The organism is Nocardioides sp. GCM10028917 (assembly GCF_042666175.1).
Taxonomy (GTDB): Bacteria; Actinomycetota; Actinomycetes; order Propionibacteriales; family Nocardioidaceae; genus Nocardioides.
Genome location: NZ_JBHTFL010000006.1, coordinates 257,621 through 273,679, shown reverse-complemented (window position 1 = coordinate 273,679; position 16,059 = coordinate 257,621). Strand labels below are relative to the sequence as shown.

Annotated in this window: 12 protein-coding genes; 10 read left to right on the top strand and 2 right to left on the bottom strand. The window is 71.4% G+C overall.

The features are described 5' to 3' along the window. Positions 1–7,683: a DUF4082 domain-containing protein gene (locus tag ACFQW6_RS08935; protein WP_378543377.1), complete on the bottom strand. Its 7,683-nt coding sequence runs from the start codon at positions 7,681–7,683 to the stop codon at positions 1–3. A 159-nt stretch (positions 7,684–7,842) separates the two neighbouring features. On the opposite strand from ACFQW6_RS08935, the gene ACFQW6_RS08930 reads away from it, so the two are divergent. Next, positions 7,843–8,925 (top strand): amidohydrolase family protein, encoded by a 1,083-nt coding sequence (locus tag ACFQW6_RS08930; RefSeq protein WP_378543374.1) that lies wholly within the window; start codon positions 7,843–7,845, stop codon positions 8,923–8,925. Positions 8,926–8,988: 63 nt separating this feature from the next. Here ACFQW6_RS08930 and ACFQW6_RS08925 read toward each other — a convergent pair whose 3' ends face one another. Beyond that, the gene (locus ACFQW6_RS08925) at positions 8,989–9,555 is read right to left on the bottom strand and encodes a hypothetical protein (protein WP_378543371.1); all 567 of its coding nucleotides are present in this window, start codon (positions 9,553–9,555) and stop codon (positions 8,989–8,991) included. Between the two features lie 185 nt (positions 9,556–9,740). Between ACFQW6_RS08925 and ACFQW6_RS08920 the strand changes: the two genes are divergently transcribed. The 9 genes from ACFQW6_RS08920 to ACFQW6_RS08880 all read left to right on the top strand — a co-directional run bounded on the left by ACFQW6_RS08920 (position 9,741) and on the right by ACFQW6_RS08880 (position 15,785). Then, entirely contained in the window at positions 9,741–10,397 is a 657-nt protein-coding gene (locus ACFQW6_RS08920; protein WP_378543368.1) for a GNAT family N-acetyltransferase, read from the top strand. Positions 10,398–10,587: 190 nt separating this feature from the next. Next, positions 10,588–11,130 (top strand): 30S ribosomal protein S16, encoded by a 543-nt coding sequence (gene rpsP, locus ACFQW6_RS08915; protein ID WP_378543366.1) that lies wholly within the window; start codon positions 10,588–10,590, stop codon positions 11,128–11,130. A 2-nt stretch (positions 11,131–11,132) separates the two neighbouring features. Beyond that, positions 11,133–11,375 (top strand): RNA-binding protein, encoded by a 243-nt coding sequence (locus tag ACFQW6_RS08910; RefSeq protein WP_091196877.1) that lies wholly within the window; start codon positions 11,133–11,135, stop codon positions 11,373–11,375. A gap of 121 nt (positions 11,376–11,496) precedes the next feature. Beyond that, a complete protein-coding gene (gene rimM / locus ACFQW6_RS08905) occupies positions 11,497–12,099 on the top strand; it encodes a ribosome maturation factor RimM (protein ID WP_378543364.1) in 603 nt (200 codons plus the stop codon). Continuing rightward, positions 12,096–13,274 (top strand): tRNA (guanosine(37)-N1)-methyltransferase TrmD, encoded by a 1,179-nt coding sequence (gene trmD, locus ACFQW6_RS08900; protein ID WP_378543362.1) that lies wholly within the window; start codon positions 12,096–12,098, stop codon positions 13,272–13,274. The genes rimM and trmD overlap by 4 nt, the downstream gene beginning before the upstream one ends. Positions 13,275–13,471: 197 nt before the next feature. Beyond that, positions 13,472–13,822, top strand: coding sequence for a 50S ribosomal protein L19 (gene rplS, locus ACFQW6_RS08895; protein WP_378543360.1), 351 nt, complete (start codon positions 13,472–13,474; stop codon positions 13,820–13,822). Between the two features lie 147 nt (positions 13,823–13,969). Then, positions 13,970–14,737: a signal peptidase I gene (gene lepB / locus ACFQW6_RS08890; protein WP_378543358.1), complete on the top strand. Its 768-nt coding sequence runs from the start codon at positions 13,970–13,972 to the stop codon at positions 14,735–14,737. Positions 14,738–14,778: 41 nt separating this feature from the next. Then, positions 14,779–15,480, top strand: a complete 702-nt coding sequence (locus ACFQW6_RS08885; protein ID WP_378543641.1) for a ribonuclease HII — start codon at positions 14,779–14,781, stop codon at positions 15,478–15,480. Beyond that, positions 15,477–15,785, top strand: coding sequence for a DUF2469 domain-containing protein (locus tag ACFQW6_RS08880; protein ID WP_207081985.1), 309 nt, complete (start codon positions 15,477–15,479; stop codon positions 15,783–15,785). The genes ACFQW6_RS08885 and ACFQW6_RS08880 overlap by 4 nt, the downstream gene beginning before the upstream one ends. Positions 15,786–16,059: the final 274 nt, after the last annotated feature.

The window sequence follows — 16,059 nt, the reverse complement described above, 5'->3', positions numbered from 1 at the left end:
TCAGTGCTCGCCGCGGTAGGTGGTCCCGCCGGTGCGGGTCAGACCGACGGCCCGTACGACGGGCAGGCCACCGCGCTCGGCGCTCAGGGTCGCGTCGTACTGCACGTAGCGGCCGGTCACGGCGGCGCGGCTCCCAGGTCGCAGCGCCACGACCCGCCAGCCCGACCAGGTGGCGTCGGGCGTCGGGCGGTCGCCGGCCCGCACCCGTACGACCACCTGCGAGCCCGCGGGGGTGGTGGCGTCGAGGACGAGGCCGAGCCAGCGCGCCTTGCGCCCGGAGTCGATGACCCGTGAGGTGTACCGGCCCCAACCGCGGGCGCCCAGCGTGAGCGCTCCCAGACCGTCGTCGGCGATGCGCAGGTCGCCGCCGGTCGCGCCGGTGCGGAAGTCCTCGGACGTCATCATCGCGATGCCCGCAGCCGCGGCCCGCAACCGTCGCGGGCGTCCCGCGGCCAGATTGCCCGAGGCGTCGCGCGAGACGACCCGGAAGGCGTAGGACCGGCGTGGTGCCAGCCCCGTGACGACCACGGTGTGGTCCCGGACCAGCTCGGTGTCGATGCCGCGGCGCCGTAGCGGCTGGCCCGTGCGGGCCAGGTGCAGCACCGATGTGGCCGGCTCGTCGGTCCGCCAGGTCACCCGGACGGAGCCGTCAGGCAGCGCCAGGGCCCGCACCCCGCCGACGCGTGGGGCCGATCGGTCCCCGGCGGGCGTGGTGAGCGAGACGGCCGCATGGCCGGGACGTGGCCAGACCGACACGGACCCGTCGGCACCGCGCGATGCGACGCGGTACCAGTAACGGGTGCCCGCGGCGGCGAGCGGCAGGCGGACCACGTGGTCGGTGGTGCGCCCCGCCACGACCACCCGGGACGAGAGACGCGTGGGCGAGGTCCCGAACCGCACGACGCTAGTCGCGGGCTCGTCGGAAATCCAGGACACCGATGCGCCGTCCTCGGGGGAGGTGTCGGCTGCGACGCGGGTGAGCGTCGTTGCGCCGCCGGAGACGTCGTACGTCGCCTGGTGGGCGCCGCCGACGGCGCTGAACATGGCGTACTCCTGGCCCTTGACGGTCATCCGGGTGAACGGCACGGCCGTGCCTCCGCGGCTGATCGAGGCCAGCACGCGGCCACCGGGGCCGGTGGTCGGCAGCATGCCGGTGAGCCCCGTCGCGCCCGCTCCGACCCCGACGGTGAAGGAGAGGGTGCTGCCGCTCCACGAGAGGCCGCCGAAGGACGACGCGTTGCGTCCGTCGGTCCAGGTGAGGAGCTGGCGGGCCGTGATGACCGGGACGTTGCGCGCCTGGGCGGAGGCCAGCACCTGGGTGTCCTCGAAGGTCGAGGCGGCGTCGGTGTGCAGGTTGGCGGTGAAGGCGCCGTAGTAGCCCAGCGTGCCCAGTGCACGGTCGAGCAGCGTGTTCGGCGTGAACGGATAGGTCTGGCCCGATTCGTCGGTCATGACGGTGTTGGACTGGTAGACGTCGATCATCGATCCGTCGGTGTCGGCGAACCTCATCGGCATGCCGGACCCGGTCATGAAGCCCGGGCGGTCCGCGACCCAGGATCCGGGGTAGTAGTAGTAGTTGGTGTCCAGCCGCATGCCGCTGGCGAGCTCCGCCTTGGGCTGGGACACCCAGTCGCTCCAGACGATGCAGTGGTAGCGATTGGTCGTGGGCGCCGGGAGCGAGGTGTACTTCGTGCGCCAGGTCGACAGCTGGCTGGTGTAGGTGTCGGCCAGCTGCTGGTAGGACCCGTAGTTGGCGCAGTTGTTCTGCACGTGGATGCCGACCTCGAACCCCTGGCCGTCGAAGGAGGCGGCCTGGGAGTTGGTAATCGCCGTGCTGGGGTAGATGTAGGACGTGAACCGCGGGCACTCCCACCGGGCCACCGAGCAGCCCGACGGGCTCGCCGCGGCGTAAGTGCTGAAGCGGCCCGGCGTCCCGTTGTTGCCGTGGTCGTCGCCGGTGGCGACCACGACGGCCCTGGTCGTCCCCGGGAAGTACCAGAACCGGGGAACCGGCAGGCGGTCGCGCGCGCTGACGGTCACGACGTTGGCGAGGAGCCGCTGCAGCTCGTCGGCCTGCGGGATCTGGACCTTCGACAGGTTGACCCAGTCGGTCGACGTGCCGCCGAGGAACAGGTCGTTGGAGCGGTTGGGAGTGAGGCCGTCACGGTCCTGGCCGGCCCAGGCGAGGTTGCCCTGCCGGGTGGCGATGACCGAACGAGCGACGTCGAACGCGAAGGTGGCCACCTGGCCGCCGTTGGTGCCCACGCTGCGGAGCGTGACCGCCGGGAGACCCGTGCTGGACGTGGCGGTGGAGTAGAGCGTGGCGACGCTCGTGGCGCCGTTGAGGGAGTAGCGGTTCGCGATGCCGTGGAACTGCATGGTGTCGGTCGTGATGCCGGCACCCGGCTCGCTGGCGGCGTTGACCGCGAAGTAGCCGTCGCTGACGGTGCCCGCCTGCGCGGCGATCCCCGCGATCCCGTAGAGCCTCGCGTCCGGCCGCATCAGCACCAGGTTGCCGCCGGCGTCCACCCATGCGGTGAGGGCGTCCACCTGGGAGTCCGTCAGCGTCACGTCACCCACGACGACCACCGAGTACGACGTCAGGCGGGCGGCGTCGAGCGCGGAGACGCGGAGGTTGGCGAACTCGTTGAGCCCCTCGGCGCGCATGACCTCGGTGAGGTAGGACGAGGACGGGTTGCCGCTGCTCGTCACCACCGCGATCGGTCCGCCCGGGCCGTCGGTGATGCCCGGCGGTGGCTCGGCGGCCGTCTGGAACGACCACGACACCGGTGTCATCGTGTTGCCGGCGGAGTCGCGCGCACCGCTCACCTCGACGGTATAGGTCGAGGTGTAGGCGAGGTCGATGGCGGGGGTCAGCGTCGCCGTGGACGACCCCGCGTCGTACGACGTCGTGGCCGGCACGACCTGACCGCCGGACGTCCTCAGGACCATCGAGACCGAGGACCCGGTGACCAGCTCGTTGAACGTCACGCTCGGCCGCACGCCCACCGTGACACCGGTCGCGCCGGCCGCGGGCACCCGGGTGACGACGGCCGGTGGGATGGTGTCGTTGGCCTGCTCGGAGAACACGACGTCGACCCAGTAGTTCTCGCTGTTGAAGCTCTGGTCGGGGAACGTGCTCGGCGTCGAGGTGTAGCGGTAGGTGCCGTTGCCGCCGTCGGTGCCGTTCTGCAGCGCCGTCAGCGGGCCGCGGGTGGTGGGGGTGGAGAAGTAGCCGCCGTTGACGGCGTAGCGGGTCGGCGTGAAGTAGGACGCCACGTAGGTGGTGTTGGCATTGACCGGGATGGGAGAGGCGAAGGTGGCCTGCTGCCAGCCGCTGGCCGACTCGTTCGTGAAGGTGACCTGTCCGAGCCGGGTGCCGGAGGAGGTCCACAGCGAGCCGACGTGGGTCCCGCTGGTCTGTGTCGGCTTCCAGTAGCGGATCCCGGTGACGTAGCCCGCGGTGCTGGCCCGGAACTTCACGCCCAGCTCGACCGAGCTGGTGTCCGGGTCGGTGCCTGCGGGTGTCGCGGTCGACGCCCAGATCGTGCACGGGCAGCCCGAGGTCGTGGCCGCCGTCGTGAAGGACCACGACACCGGGTCCATCTGGTTGCCGGCGGCGTCGCGGGCGCCGCTGACGGTCGCGGTGTAGGTCGTGCTCGTGGCGAGGCCCAGGGTCGGGTCGAACGTCGCGGTGCGAGTGGCGGCGTGGTAGGTCAGTGCGCCCGCGACGCTTCCGCTGGGTCCGCGCAGCTCGACCGCGACGCTCGACGACGTGACGGCCTCGCTGAAGGTCGCGGTGACGTTCGCGGTGGTGGCGACGTTGGTCGCGCCGCTGGCCGGGGTGCGTTCGGTGACGGTCGGCCTGGTGGTGTCGGGCGCCTCGGTGGTGAAGGACGACGACACCGGGTCCATCCGGTTGCCCGCGGTGTCCTCGGCGCCGCTGAGCGTGGCTGTGTAGGTCGTGCTGCCGGTCAGCGCGCTGGTCGGGTCCAGGGTCACCGTCCGGGTCGCCGCGTCGTACGACGTGGAGCCGGGCACGAGGGTGCTGCCGGGGGTGCGGAGCTCGACGGTGATCGATCCTGCCAGGACCGGCTCGCTGAACGTCGCCGTCACGTCGCTGCCCGCGAGCACGCCGGTGGCGCCCGACGCGGGGGTCCGTGCTGTCACCGTCGGCTTCGCGGTGTCCGGGCCGTCCTCGAAGACCACGTCGACCCAGTAGTTCTCGCTGTTGAAGCTCTGGTCGGGGAACGTGCTCGGCGTGGTGGTGTAGCGGTAGGTGCCGTTGCCGCCGTCGGTGCCGTTCTGCAGCGCCGTGAGCGGGCCCCGCGTGGTCGCGCCGGTGGAGAAGTAGGACGAGTTCACCGCGTAGCGGCTGGGGGTGAAGTAGGACGCGACGTACGTCGTTCCCGCCGTGACGGGGATCGGCGTGGCGAAGGTCGCCTGCTGCCAGCCGCTGGCCGACTCGTTGGTGAAGGTGACCTGGGCGAGCCGGGTGCCCGTCCGGGTCCACAGCGACCCGACGTGGGTGCCCGAGGTCTGCGTGGGTTTCCAGTAGCGGATGCCGGTGATGGTGCCGTCGGTGCTGGCGCGGAACTTCACGCCGAGCTCGACCGAGCTGGCGTCGGGGTCGGTGCCGGCGGGGGTGGTCGTCGACGGCCAGATCGTGCAGGGGCAGTCCGAGACCACGGCGGTCGTGTTGAACGTCCAGGACACCGGGTCCATCTGGTTGCCCGAGGCGTCGCGGGCCCCGCTGAGGTTGACGGTGTAGGCCGTGCTCGCGGCGAGGTTGGCGCCGGGATCGAGCGTGACGGTGCGGCTGGCGCCGTCGTACGTCGTGATGGCGGGCACCAGCGTGTTCCCGGGGCCTCGCACCTCCATGGTGATGGTCGCCTGCTGGACGCCCTCGCTGAAGGTGGCCGTCGGAGACACCCCGAGGGCGACCCCTGTCGCGGCACTGGCCGGCGTGCGACCGGTCACCGTTGGCTTGATGGTGTCAGGGGTGTCGGTGGTGAAGGACCAGGTCACCGGATCCATCTGGTTGCCTGCAGGGTCCCGCGCACCGGAGAGGGCGACGGTGTAGGTCGTGGTGGCGGCGAGCGCGGCGCCCGGGTCCAGGGTCGCGGTGCGGCTCGACGCGTCGTAGCTCATCGTCGCTGGAACGACGCCGCCGCCGGGCGCTCGGAGCTCGAAGGCGATGCCCGGTTGCTGCACCGGCTCCGAGAACGTCGCCGTGACGTCGCTGCCCAGCGCGACGGCCGTGGCGTTGGGCGCCGGTGTCCGGGAGGTCACGGTCGGCTTCGTGGTGTCGTTGGCCTCGGTGAAGACGACGTCGACCCAGTAGTTCTCGCTCTGCCACGTCTGGTTGGGGAACGTGCTCGGCGTCGACGTGTAGCGGTAGACGCCGTTTCCTCCGCTCACTCCGTCCTGGAGCGCTGTGAGCGGTCCGCGCGTCGTGCCGGTGCTCTGGAAGTAGCGCGAGCTGACGACGTACCGCGTGGGCGAGAAGTAGGACGCGACGTAGGTCGTCCCGGCCGTGACGGGGACGGGTGTGGCGAAGCTGGCCTGCTGCCAGCCGCTGGCGCTCTCGTTGGTGAAGGTGACCTGGGCGAGCCGCGTGCCGGTGCTGGTCCACAGCGACCCGACGTGCGTGCCGCTCGTCTCGGTGGGCTTGTAGTAGCGGATGCCCGTGATGAGCCCATCGGCGCTGCTCCGGAACTTCACGCCGACCTCGACGGGGTCGCGGTCGGGGTCGGTCCGCTCAGGGGTGGCCGTACCGGGCCAGATCGTGCACGGGCAGGCGGTCGGCGCGCTGCCGACCGTGATGTTGACGGTCGCAGCGGTGCCGATGTTGGCCGTGTCGTCCACGGCGCGGGCCCTCAGGGTGGCGGCGCCGGAGGCGGAGGGGGCGTAGGTGTAGCTCCACGAGCCGCGACCGGTGGCCCGTCGCCACGTCGCGCCGTTGTCGGTCGACACCTCCACGCCGGCGACCCGGCCGCCGGTGTCCGTGGCCGTCCCGCTGATCGTGACCGGGCTGCCGACGGGGAGGGTCGCGCCAGCGGCTGGCGAGCTGATCGCGGTCGTGGGAGCGGTCGTGTCGGTGGAGGCGGTGGCGGCGGTCAGGCCGGTGCGCAGGGTGTCCGGCTGGACCCCCATGTCCGCGAACAGGTTGATCGTCGCCTGCTGGGCCGCCGTGTCGGGAGCGGCGGACCCGCGGTCGTGACTGGCGTCCAGGGCCCACGCCCACTGGATGGTCCCGGCGCTGAAGACCAGCGCCCCGCTCGGCGCGCGGTAGGTCGTCATGGCATGGGTGGCCTGGCCGGACGCGTAGCTGTTGCCGTAGTCCTGCAGGCGGTCACCGGTCCCCGTCGTCGAGGACACGCGGAACGTGCCAGGCGGTCGGAAGCCGTTGTCGGGGTCCTCGTCCCACTCGTAGCCGATGACGTTGGTCCCGATGGTGGTCGTGGCGTTGGTGCCGAGGCTCGCCACCCGGGTGTTTCGCCAGAACCGCATCTGGCCATCGGCCTGTCCGACGACCATGTTGATCGCACAGCAGTTGATCGCGAACATCGTGCCGGTCAGCCCGTTCTCGGGTCGCCCTCCATCGGCCGGGGGACTGAAGCGCGGGTCGCGCCAGGTGCCGGTCCACACGTTGCTGAGCGGGTCGATCTTGGCGTTCGCGTGGGTCTCCTTGTACGACACGAGCGTGCGGTGCGGCGTGCCGGAGCCGTCGATGCTGTTCTCCCAGCGCGTCTTCCAGAAGACCTCGTTGCCGGAGAAGAACGCCAGATGGACGCCGGCGTCGCGGGCCGCCTCGACGTTCGCGCGTTGCGTGCCCGACCAGTACTCGTCGTGGCCCACCGACAGGAAGACATCGTGCTCGAGCAGCTCGGCACCCCGGCGGTCCGTGTCGACACCTGAGCTGTAGCTGACGTCGTAGCCGTTGGACTCGAGGAAGCGCACCATCGGGTACTCGGAGTTGAACACCCAGTCCTCGGGCGCGTTGCCGCGCGTGGTGAACGGACGGTTGTAGCTCACCTTGTACGCACGTCCTGCTGGTGCGCCGGTGTAGAGGCTGTTGCCCCCGTAGGTGTTGTACGCCTGCCACGTGGTGTCGGAGGTCTGGAAGAGCATGTCCGACGCGCCGTCGTCGTCGCGCACCACGAAGAAGACGTGGCTGGCGCCGGTCGTCCCGTCGGTGCGGACCAGCTTCGCGAAGTAGATCCCCGACACCGCAGTGGCAGGCACAGCCCATGACGCGTTCTGGGTCCAGTTGCCGCAGTCGACCAAGCCCGTCGCCACAGCGGTGATGCAGTTGGGTTGGCTGTTGAGCACGGTCGGGGTGACGGTCGCGACCTGCCGTGCCCCGTCCCCGCCGTAGTAGCCCATCCGGTAGATGTCGAGCCGGTACGACGAGGCGCTGGTGTCTACCTTGAACCCGATCGACTGGCCCTGGTCCACACTCATGTCCGTCGCGTAGCCCTGGATCGACGTGGACCCGGCGCCGGAGACGCCCCACTCGCTCTCGGGGCTGCCGGGAAGGCTGTTCTCGCAGGCCACGGGGTTGGTGACGGGTGGGTCACAGGGTGCGGCCACCGCGGGTGTGACCGCGGTGACGATCACGAGAGTGGCTGCGGCGAGCATCAGCGTCAGCAGCGCGGCAAGTCGTCTCTGCACGGACATGACGGCACTCCCTCGTCCCCGGCCCACGGAACCTGCCACCCGGGGTGACGACAGCGCGGACACCGTGCTGTCCATCGTCGTTTCGGGACCCGTCCGGCGTCATGCCCACAACTGGGCATCGGGAAGCGCCAGGCGCCCGCGCGGCGATAACGTCCGGGCATGCCTCTCCAGCCAGCCCAGCGCTTCCGTGGACCGGTCCTGCCCGACGGCGAGGCGCGGGACCTCTACGTCGTCGACGGCCGCATCACCTACGAGCCGCAGGCGGGAGCCGACACCGTCGCGGAGGGCTGGATCGTCCCCGGCCTGGTCGACGCGCACTGCCACCTCGGGCTCGACGACTTCGGTGCCACCGACGACGCGGCCACCGAGCAGCAGGCGATCGCCGACCGTGACGGCGGGGCGCTCCTCATCCGGGACGCCGGTTCGGCTGCCGACACGCGCTGGATCCACGACCGCGACGACCTGCCCCGGCTGATCCGCTGCGGTCGGCACATCGCCGCGACGAAGCGCTACATCCGCGGCTACGCCCACGAGGTGGAGCCGGCCGAGCTGGCGTCGTACGCCGCGCAGGAGGCCCGCAACGGCGACGGCTGGGTCAAGCTGGTCGGCGACTGGATCTCGCGCGACGAGGGCGACCTCGCCCCGTCGTTCCCCGCGGAGGCGTTCGCCGGCGCCATCGCGGCCGCGCACGCCGAGGGCGCCAAGGTGACGGCGCACTGCTTCGGTCACGGCGTGCTGCCCGGATTGATCGAGGCGGGCATCGACTGCATCGAGCACGGCACCGGGCTCACCGAGGACCTCATCGACGCGATGGTCCAGCGCGGCACCCGGCTGGTGCCCACCGTCATGCAGCTCGACAAGTTCCCCGAGCACGCGGCAGCCGGGCAGGAGAGGTTCCCCGCGTACGCCGACACGATGGTCGACCTCTACGAGCGCATGCCCGCCACGATCATGGCGGCCTACGACGCCGGGGTGCCGATCTACGCCGGCTCCGACGGCGGGGGCATCAGCCGCCACGGCAACATCGCCGGCGAGATCGAGGCGCTCGTGCGGATCGGGATGCCGGCCCACGACGCGCTCGGCGCCGCCAGCTGGCGGGCCCGGGAGTGGCTCGGGGTGGACGGGCTGGTCGAGGGCGCGTCGGCGGACTTCGTCGTCTACGACCGTGACCCGCGCGCCGACCTGTCCGTGCTGCGCGCGCCGACGCGCGTCGTGCTGCGCGGTCGTGCCGTGGTGGGCTGACACGACGGACGACGAAGGGCGGCCACCCCGCAGGGTGACCGCCCCTCGGGGACGTGACTGCGATCAGGCGGTCGTGGTCTCGCCCTCGAGCTCGGCCTGGGCGGCCTTGACGTGCTCGCGCGCCGCGCGGAGGTCGGCCTTGGTGCTGGTGGCGGTGATCTCGAGCGCGGCGGCCTCGGCGGCCGCGAGGTGCGTGACGGCCTCCGGGTCGGCGGCGGCGGCCTCCTCGAGGCCCTCGACCTTCTTCACGATGCTGACGACGATGCGGAAGTTCTCCACGCGGAACGAGCGCAGCTCCTTGCGGGCCGCTCGGGTGTCGACGGTGCTGTCGGCCGCCTCGACGGTGGTCCTCAGCTCGGCGAGGGCGGTCCGCGCGTCGGTCACGTTGGCCACGACCTCGGCCTCGGTGTCGTCGGCCAGGGCCTCGACGGCGGTGCTGGTCGAGAGCCGCTCGAGGCGCTTGTCCTTGCCCGCGATGTCCTTCAGCAGCTGCTTGGTCTGCGCCTTGACCGCCTTCGCCGGCTTGGTCGGCTTGTCCGGTGCGGCCACGGCGGTGGCAGCCAGTGCGGACGGCGCGACCAGCGCGGCGGTGGCAAGGGCGGTGGCGGTGATGCGCCGGGTGGTGTTCATCTGGGAGTGCTCCTGTTGATGGGGGGATGGAGTACTGACGGCGGCCCACTCTGCTGCACACCGCTGGTCCAGACAATTCGAGGATCGGTCATCCCGCATGGTCACTTCGGGCCATGGCCCGGCTCCCGGGCTCGCGCCGCGAAACCGATTTGAGCGTGTGGCGGTGCAGGCGGTGGGATGGGTGCGTGAGCACCCTCGTCGACCTCTTCCCGCCCTTCGGACTGCACGTCCAGGCCGGCCCGCTCGAGCTGCGCGGGCTGACCGACGAGCTCGTCCTCGAGCTGTGCGACCTCGCCGAGAAGGGCATCCACGACCCGGCCGAGATGCCGTTCTACTTCCCGTGGACAGCCGCCGCGCCGGGCGAGCTCGCCCGCAACACCGCGGCCTACCACTGGGGCAAGCGGTCCACCTTCGCGCCCGAGGACTTCTGCCTTGACCTCGCCGTCATCCTGGACGGCCGCGTGATCGGGGCCCAGGGGGTGGCCGCGAAGCACTTCCCCGTGACCCGGACCGGGGAGACCGGCTCGTGGCTGGGCCGCGAGTTCCAGGGCCGCGGACTCGGCACTGTCATGCGACGGGCGATGTGCGAGCTGCTCTTCGACCACCTCGGCTTCGAGGAGATCACCTCGGCGGCGTTCCTCGACAACCCCGCGTCGCTGGCCGTCTCCCGCAAGGTCGGCTACCGACCCAGTGCGGTGAGCCGGATCAAGCGCCGCGAGGGCGAGCTCGCGCTCAACCAGGGACTCGTCCTGACCCCCGAGACGTTCGTCCGGGACGCCGAGCCGATCCGCGTCACGGGGGCGGAGGCGGTGCGTTCCTTCATCGGGCTGGGCGCCGTCTGAGCCCGGACGCGCCCCCCGACCGCGCCGGATTGGTCGCGCGCGGCCACCGTCTGGCAGAATCTTCCCTCGTGTCCTGCGCGCCCGGACCCTCTCATCCGAGCGACGCAGTGCCCTTCGAAGGACCAGCACCGGTGACCCCACCTGGGAACGGTCCCTCACCCACGACAATTCCTGAGGAGACACCACAAACGTGGCCGTCAAGATTCGTTTGAAGCGCCTGGGCAAGATCCGGGTGCCGCAGTACCGCATCGTCGTCGTCGACTCGCGCAAGAAGCGCGACGGCCGGGTGCTCGAGGAGATCGGCAAGTACCACCCGAAGGAGGAGCCGTCCCTCATCGAGGTGACCTCCGACCGGGCCCAGTACTGGCTCGGCGTGGGCGCGCAGCCCTCCGAGGCCGTCGAGGCGATCCTCAAGGTGACCGGCGACTGGCAGACGTTCAAGGGCCTGCCGGGCACCGAGGGCACCCTCAAGGTCAAGGAGCCCAAGCGCTCCAAGCTCGACATCTTCAACGAGGCGCTCAAGGAGGTGTCCGCCGAGTCGAAGGGCTCCGCGACCACCACCAAGAAGAAGGCCGAGAAGAAGGCCGACGCGCCGGCCGCCGAGGCTCCGGCCGAGGTCCCGGCCTCCGAGACGCCTGAGGGCGCCGCGGACGCCAACGCCGACCTCGAGAACGTCACGGCCGAGGACGCGGGCAAGAACACCTCCGGCGTCGACGCGGACAAGCAGGCCTGATCGTGCTCGCCGAGGCACTCGAGCACCTGGTGCGCGGCATCGTCGACCACCCCGACGACGTCGTGGTCCGCGACAAGCAGCTGCGTCGCGGATCGATCCTCGAGGTCCGGGTGCACCCCGACGACCTCGGCAAGGTGATCGGACGCAACGGCCGCACCGCGACCGCCTTCCGCACCGTCGTCTCGGCCCTCGCGGGCCGGGGTGGTGCGCGGGTCGACTTCGTCGACACCGACCGCCGGCGCTGAGCCCAGCACGTCAGTCGACGGGCGTCACCCCACCGGGGTGGCGCCCGTCGCGCATTTTCCGGGGTGCTTGAGCGATCCCCCGGTCGTCCGGGGATCGATGGGGCGGCGATAGCCTCGGCGGGTGAGTGATCAGGAACGGGCCGGCATCGAGGTCGTCATCGGCCGGATCGGCAAGCCCCACGGCATCCGCGGCGAGGTCACCCTCGACGTACGCACCGACGAGCCCGAGCGGCGCTTCGCCCCCGGTACGACGCTGCGCGCGGAGGCACCCGCCGGCGCCGACCGGCGTCCCTCCAGCCTGACCGTCGCCCGCGCCCGCTGGCACCAGACCACCCTCCTCGTCACCTTCGAGGAGCTGGGTGACCGCAACGCCGCGGAGGCGGCGCGCGGCACCGTCCTGTACGCCACGATCGCCCTCGGCGAGACGCCGGAGGACCCCGAGGAGTACTACGACCACCAGCTCGTGGGCCTCGACGTGGTCGACGTCGACGGCTCGCCGCTCGGCAGCGTCACGGCCCTCGTGCACGGCTCTGCGCAGGACCTGCTGGCCGTCCGCACGCCCGACGGGCGGGACGCGCTGGTGCCGTTCGTGTCCGCGCTCGTGCCCGAGGTGGACCTCGCGGCCGGCCGCATCGTGGTCGCCGACCGGCCCGGCCTGGTGTCGCCGTTCCCCGACGACGTGGCTGACGACGCGACCGAGGGCGCAGGCGAGGCCCGGTCGTGAGGATCGACGTCGTCACGATCTTCCCCGACTACCTCGCGCCGCTGGAGCTGAGCCTCCCGGGCAAGGCCCGCGACAAGGGGCTGCTCGACATCGAGGTGCACGACCTGCGCCGGTGGACGAGCGACCGGCACCGCACCGTCGACGACACCCCCTACGGCGGCGGCGCCGGCATGGTGATGAAGCCCGAGCCCTGGGGCCAGGCGCTCGACGCCGTGGCTGCGGGAGCGACCATCGTCTTCACCACGCCCAGCGGGGAGCCCTTCACGCAGTCGCTCGCCCACGAGCTGAGCGAGCACGAGCACCTCGTCTTCGCCTGCGGGCGCTACGAGGGCATCGACCAGCGGGTCATCGAGCACGCCGCCACCCTCGGCACGGTGCGCGAGGTGTCGCTCGGCGACTACGTCCTCAACGGTGGTGAGGTGGCCGCGCTCGCCATCACCGAGGCGGTCGTGCGCCTGCTTCCCGGGTTCATGGGCAATGCCGAGTCGCTGGTGGAGGAGTCGCACGCCGACGGGCTGCTGGAGTACCCGGTCTACACCAAGCCTGCCTCGTGGAACGGGCGAGACGTCCCCGAGGTACTGCTGTCGGGCGACCACGCGCGGATCGCCGCCTGGCGTCGCGAGCAGGCAGAGCGGCGCACGGCCGACCGCCGGCCCGACCTGCTGCCCGCGACGGGACTCGTCGGGGCGCTCGCCGACCTCGACGTACGCCCCGCGGTCCCCGCCGACGCCGGCGAGCTCTACACGCTGCAGCGCGCCTGCTGGCTGCAGGAGATGGAGGCCAACCCGGGGGTGGACATCCCGGCGCTGCGCGAGTCGCTCGACGACGTACGCCGCGGGGTGGGGGAGTGGACCGTGAGGGTCGCCCGTGAGCCGTCGTCCGGCCGCCTCGTGGGAGCCGTCCGCGGGCGGCTCGACCGGCACGGCGAGTGGGACATCGGGCGGATCATGGTGGCGCCCGACCTGCAGGGGCGTGGGCTGGGACGGGCGCTCCTGGAGCTGGTCGAGGACCTCGCGCCCGCGGACGTCACGACGTACGTCCTGTTCACCGGCGCCGGGTCCGTGGACAACCAGCGGATGTACAAGAAGGCCGGGTTCCGGCTGCGGCCGGACCGGAAGGCGCCGCCGGGTGCCGTCGTGATGACCAAGCAGGCCCGACGTCGGATTTCACGCTGACGGCCCGCTCTGGCAGACTTCACCCTTGGTCCGCTCGAGGCCAGGGTCGCCCGGCTGCATCACCGATGCACCGCGCCGGGGTCCCGCCGCACCGCACCTGCCACAGGGGGCGCGCCGGCCGGCCGCACCGAGCACCAGCCAAGTCCATCACCACCAGAATCCGCGGCTGACCTGTGGCACTCGCGAGGAGCAACGTCATGACCAACGTCATCGCCGACCTCGGCACCGCCCTCAAGCGTGACGACGTCCCGGCCTTCCGCGCCGGCGACACCGTCAAGGTCCACGTCAAGGTCATCGAGGGCAGCCGCTCGCGTGTCCAGGTCTTCCAGGGCGTCGTGATCCGCGTCCACGGCTCGGGCATCGGCCGCACCTTCACCGTCCGCAAGGTCTCCTTCGGCGTCGGCGTGGAGCGCACCTTCCCGGTGAACTCCCCGATCTTCGAGTCGATCGAGATCGTGACCCGCGGTGACGTGCGCCGCGCCAAGCTCTACTACCTGCGCAACCTGCGCGGCAAGGCTGCCAAGATCAAGGAGCGCCGCGAGGCGTGATCTGTCGCACCACGCCGCGAGGCGTGGGATCGACCAGGGACTGGCTAGTCTCTGCGAGTGACTTCCGACGGCCGCGGTTCCTCGTCCCTCTCAGCGGGTGAGGAACCGCGGTCGTCGCGTCTGGGTGAGCAGTCGGAGGATGACGCGATGAGTGGTCGCACCACGCACGAGCCGGAGCAGAAGACCGGCCGGAGCAAGCGCAAGCAGCTGCCGCTGTGGCAGGAGACGATCCTGCTGCTCGGCGTCGCGCTGGTGCTCGCGATCGTCATCAAGACGTTCTTCGTCCAGGCCTTCTACATCCCCTCGGAGTCCATGGAGCCGGGGCTGATCCTCAACGACCGGATCCTGATCCAGAAGGTCTCCTACTGGGGCGACGGCGAGCCCGAGCGCGGAGACGTCGTGGTCTTCAAGGACCCGGGCGGCTGGCTGCCGCCGATCGACTCGGCTGGCCCCACCAACCCTGTCGCCAAGGCGATGGCCAAGATCGGGCTCTACCCGACCGGCGGCCACCTCGTGAAGCGCGTGATCGGCGTCGCCGGCGACACCATCGAGTGCTGCGACGAGCAGGGCCGGCTCATCGTCAACGGGCATCCCCTCGACGAGTCCGACTACGTCAAGCGCGGCGGCGCGACCTGCAACGGGCCGATGCCCACCAACGGTGCCTGCGACGAGAAGTGGTCCGTGGGGCCCATCCCCGGCGGCCACATCTTCGTGATGGGTGACAACCGTTCCCGCTCGGCCGACAGCTCCCAGAAGATGTGCCAGTCCGACGAGACCGAGTGCGTGCCCGGCGACGAGTTCGTCCCGGTCGACCTGGTGGTCGGCAAGGTCTTCGTGCTGCTGTGGCCCGCCGACCGCTTCCGCTGGAACACCCGTCCGGCCACGTTCGAGGACGTGCCGGCCCCGTCCTCGTGACCGTGTCCGCCCAGCTCCCGCCCCAGCCCCTCCCCGGAGGCGTGACCGTACGTCGCGACGCCGGGATCTACGGCTACGAGCGCGCCCTGCGCCGGGCCGGGTTGGAGCCGATCGCGGGCGTCGACGAGGCCGGACGCGGGGCCTGTGCCGGGCCGCTCGTCGCGGGCGCGGTGATCCTCCCGCCGGGCAAGGCGGGCATCGTCCCGGGGCTGGCCGACAGCAAGCTCCTCACCGAGGCGGCGCGCGAGCGCGTCTACGCCCAGGTCGTGCGCCGGGCGCTGGCGTGGTCGGTCGTGGTCATCGACAACGAGGAGTGCGACCGGCTCGGCATGCACGTCGCCAACCTCGAGGCGCTCCGGCGCGCGGTCGCCCGCCTCGGGACGCGGCCGTCGTACGTCCTCACCGACGGGTTCCCCGTCGACGGCCTCGGCGTCCCCGGCCTCGCGGTCTGGAAGGGCGACCGGGTCGCCGCGTGCATCGCCGCCGCGTCGGTCATCGCGAAGGTGACCCGCGACCGGTTGATGGTCGGGCTCCACGACGAGTGGCCCGACTACGACTTCCGCACCCACAAGGGCTACATCACCGCCGACCACGAGGCGGCGCTGACGCAGCACGGTCCGTGCCCGCTCCACCGGATGCGGTTCGTCAACGTGCGGCGTGCGGCGGGTCTCGAGCCGGTCCCCGGGGACGAGGTGGCTAGTCTCGGCCCCACGCCGGACAGCACCACCGAGGAGGACCGATGAGCGCCGAGGATCTCGAGAAGTACGAGACCGAGATGGAGCTCACCCTCTATCGCGAGTACCGCGACGTCGTGGGCATCTTCAAGTACGTCGTGGAGACCGACCGCCGCTTCTACCTCTGCAACCAGGTCGACGTGAAGGCCCGCTCCGAGAGCGGCGACGTGTTCTTCGAGGTCTCGATGACCGACGCCTGGGTCTGGGACATGTACCGCCCCGCGCGGTTCGCCAAGAACGTGAAGGTGCTGACGTTCAAGGACGTCAACGTCGAGGAGCTCGCGCCGCAGGAGATCGACCCGCCCAAGGACTGAGGGCGCTCGGGTCGCTGTCGCCCTCCCTCCCTCGTCGGTTTCCCCGCTCGAGCGGGGAAACCGACACTTGGAGGCGGTTGCAACCGCCTCCAAGTGTCGGAACAGGCCTCCCAGTCCGTCCTGGGGCAGTCGGACGTACGACGTCGCGCGCGGGTGACGCGACCCAGACCTGGCCACGGATCGTCCACAGGCGACCTCCTCCGCCCGGTCTCCACAGGCCGCCGCCCGGACCGTCGAGGGGCGTGGGTGGGGCGCGGTGTGCTGGTTCCTCCCC

Bases quoted from the DNA above. Each gene is read 5' to 3' on its own strand.
- lepB (WP_378543358.1), top strand. From the start codon at position 13,970: ATGAGTGGTCGCACCACGCACGAGCCGGAGCAGAAGACCGGCCGGAGC.
- ACFQW6_RS08880 (WP_207081985.1), top strand. From the start codon at position 15,477: ATGAGCGCCGAGGATCTCGAGAAGTACGAGACCGAGATGGAGCTCACC.
- ACFQW6_RS08930 (WP_378543374.1), top strand. From the start codon at position 7,843: ATGCCTCTCCAGCCAGCCCAGCGCTTCCGTGGACCGGTCCTGCCCGAC.
- ACFQW6_RS08925 (WP_378543371.1), bottom strand. From the start codon at position 9,555: ATGAACACCACCCGGCGCATCACCGCCACCGCCCTTGCCACCGCCGCG.
- rplS (WP_378543360.1), top strand. From the start codon at position 13,472: ATGACCAACGTCATCGCCGACCTCGGCACCGCCCTCAAGCGTGACGAC.
- ACFQW6_RS08935 (WP_378543377.1), bottom strand. From the start codon at position 7,683: ATGTCCGTGCAGAGACGACTTGCCGCGCTGCTGACGCTGATGCTCGCC.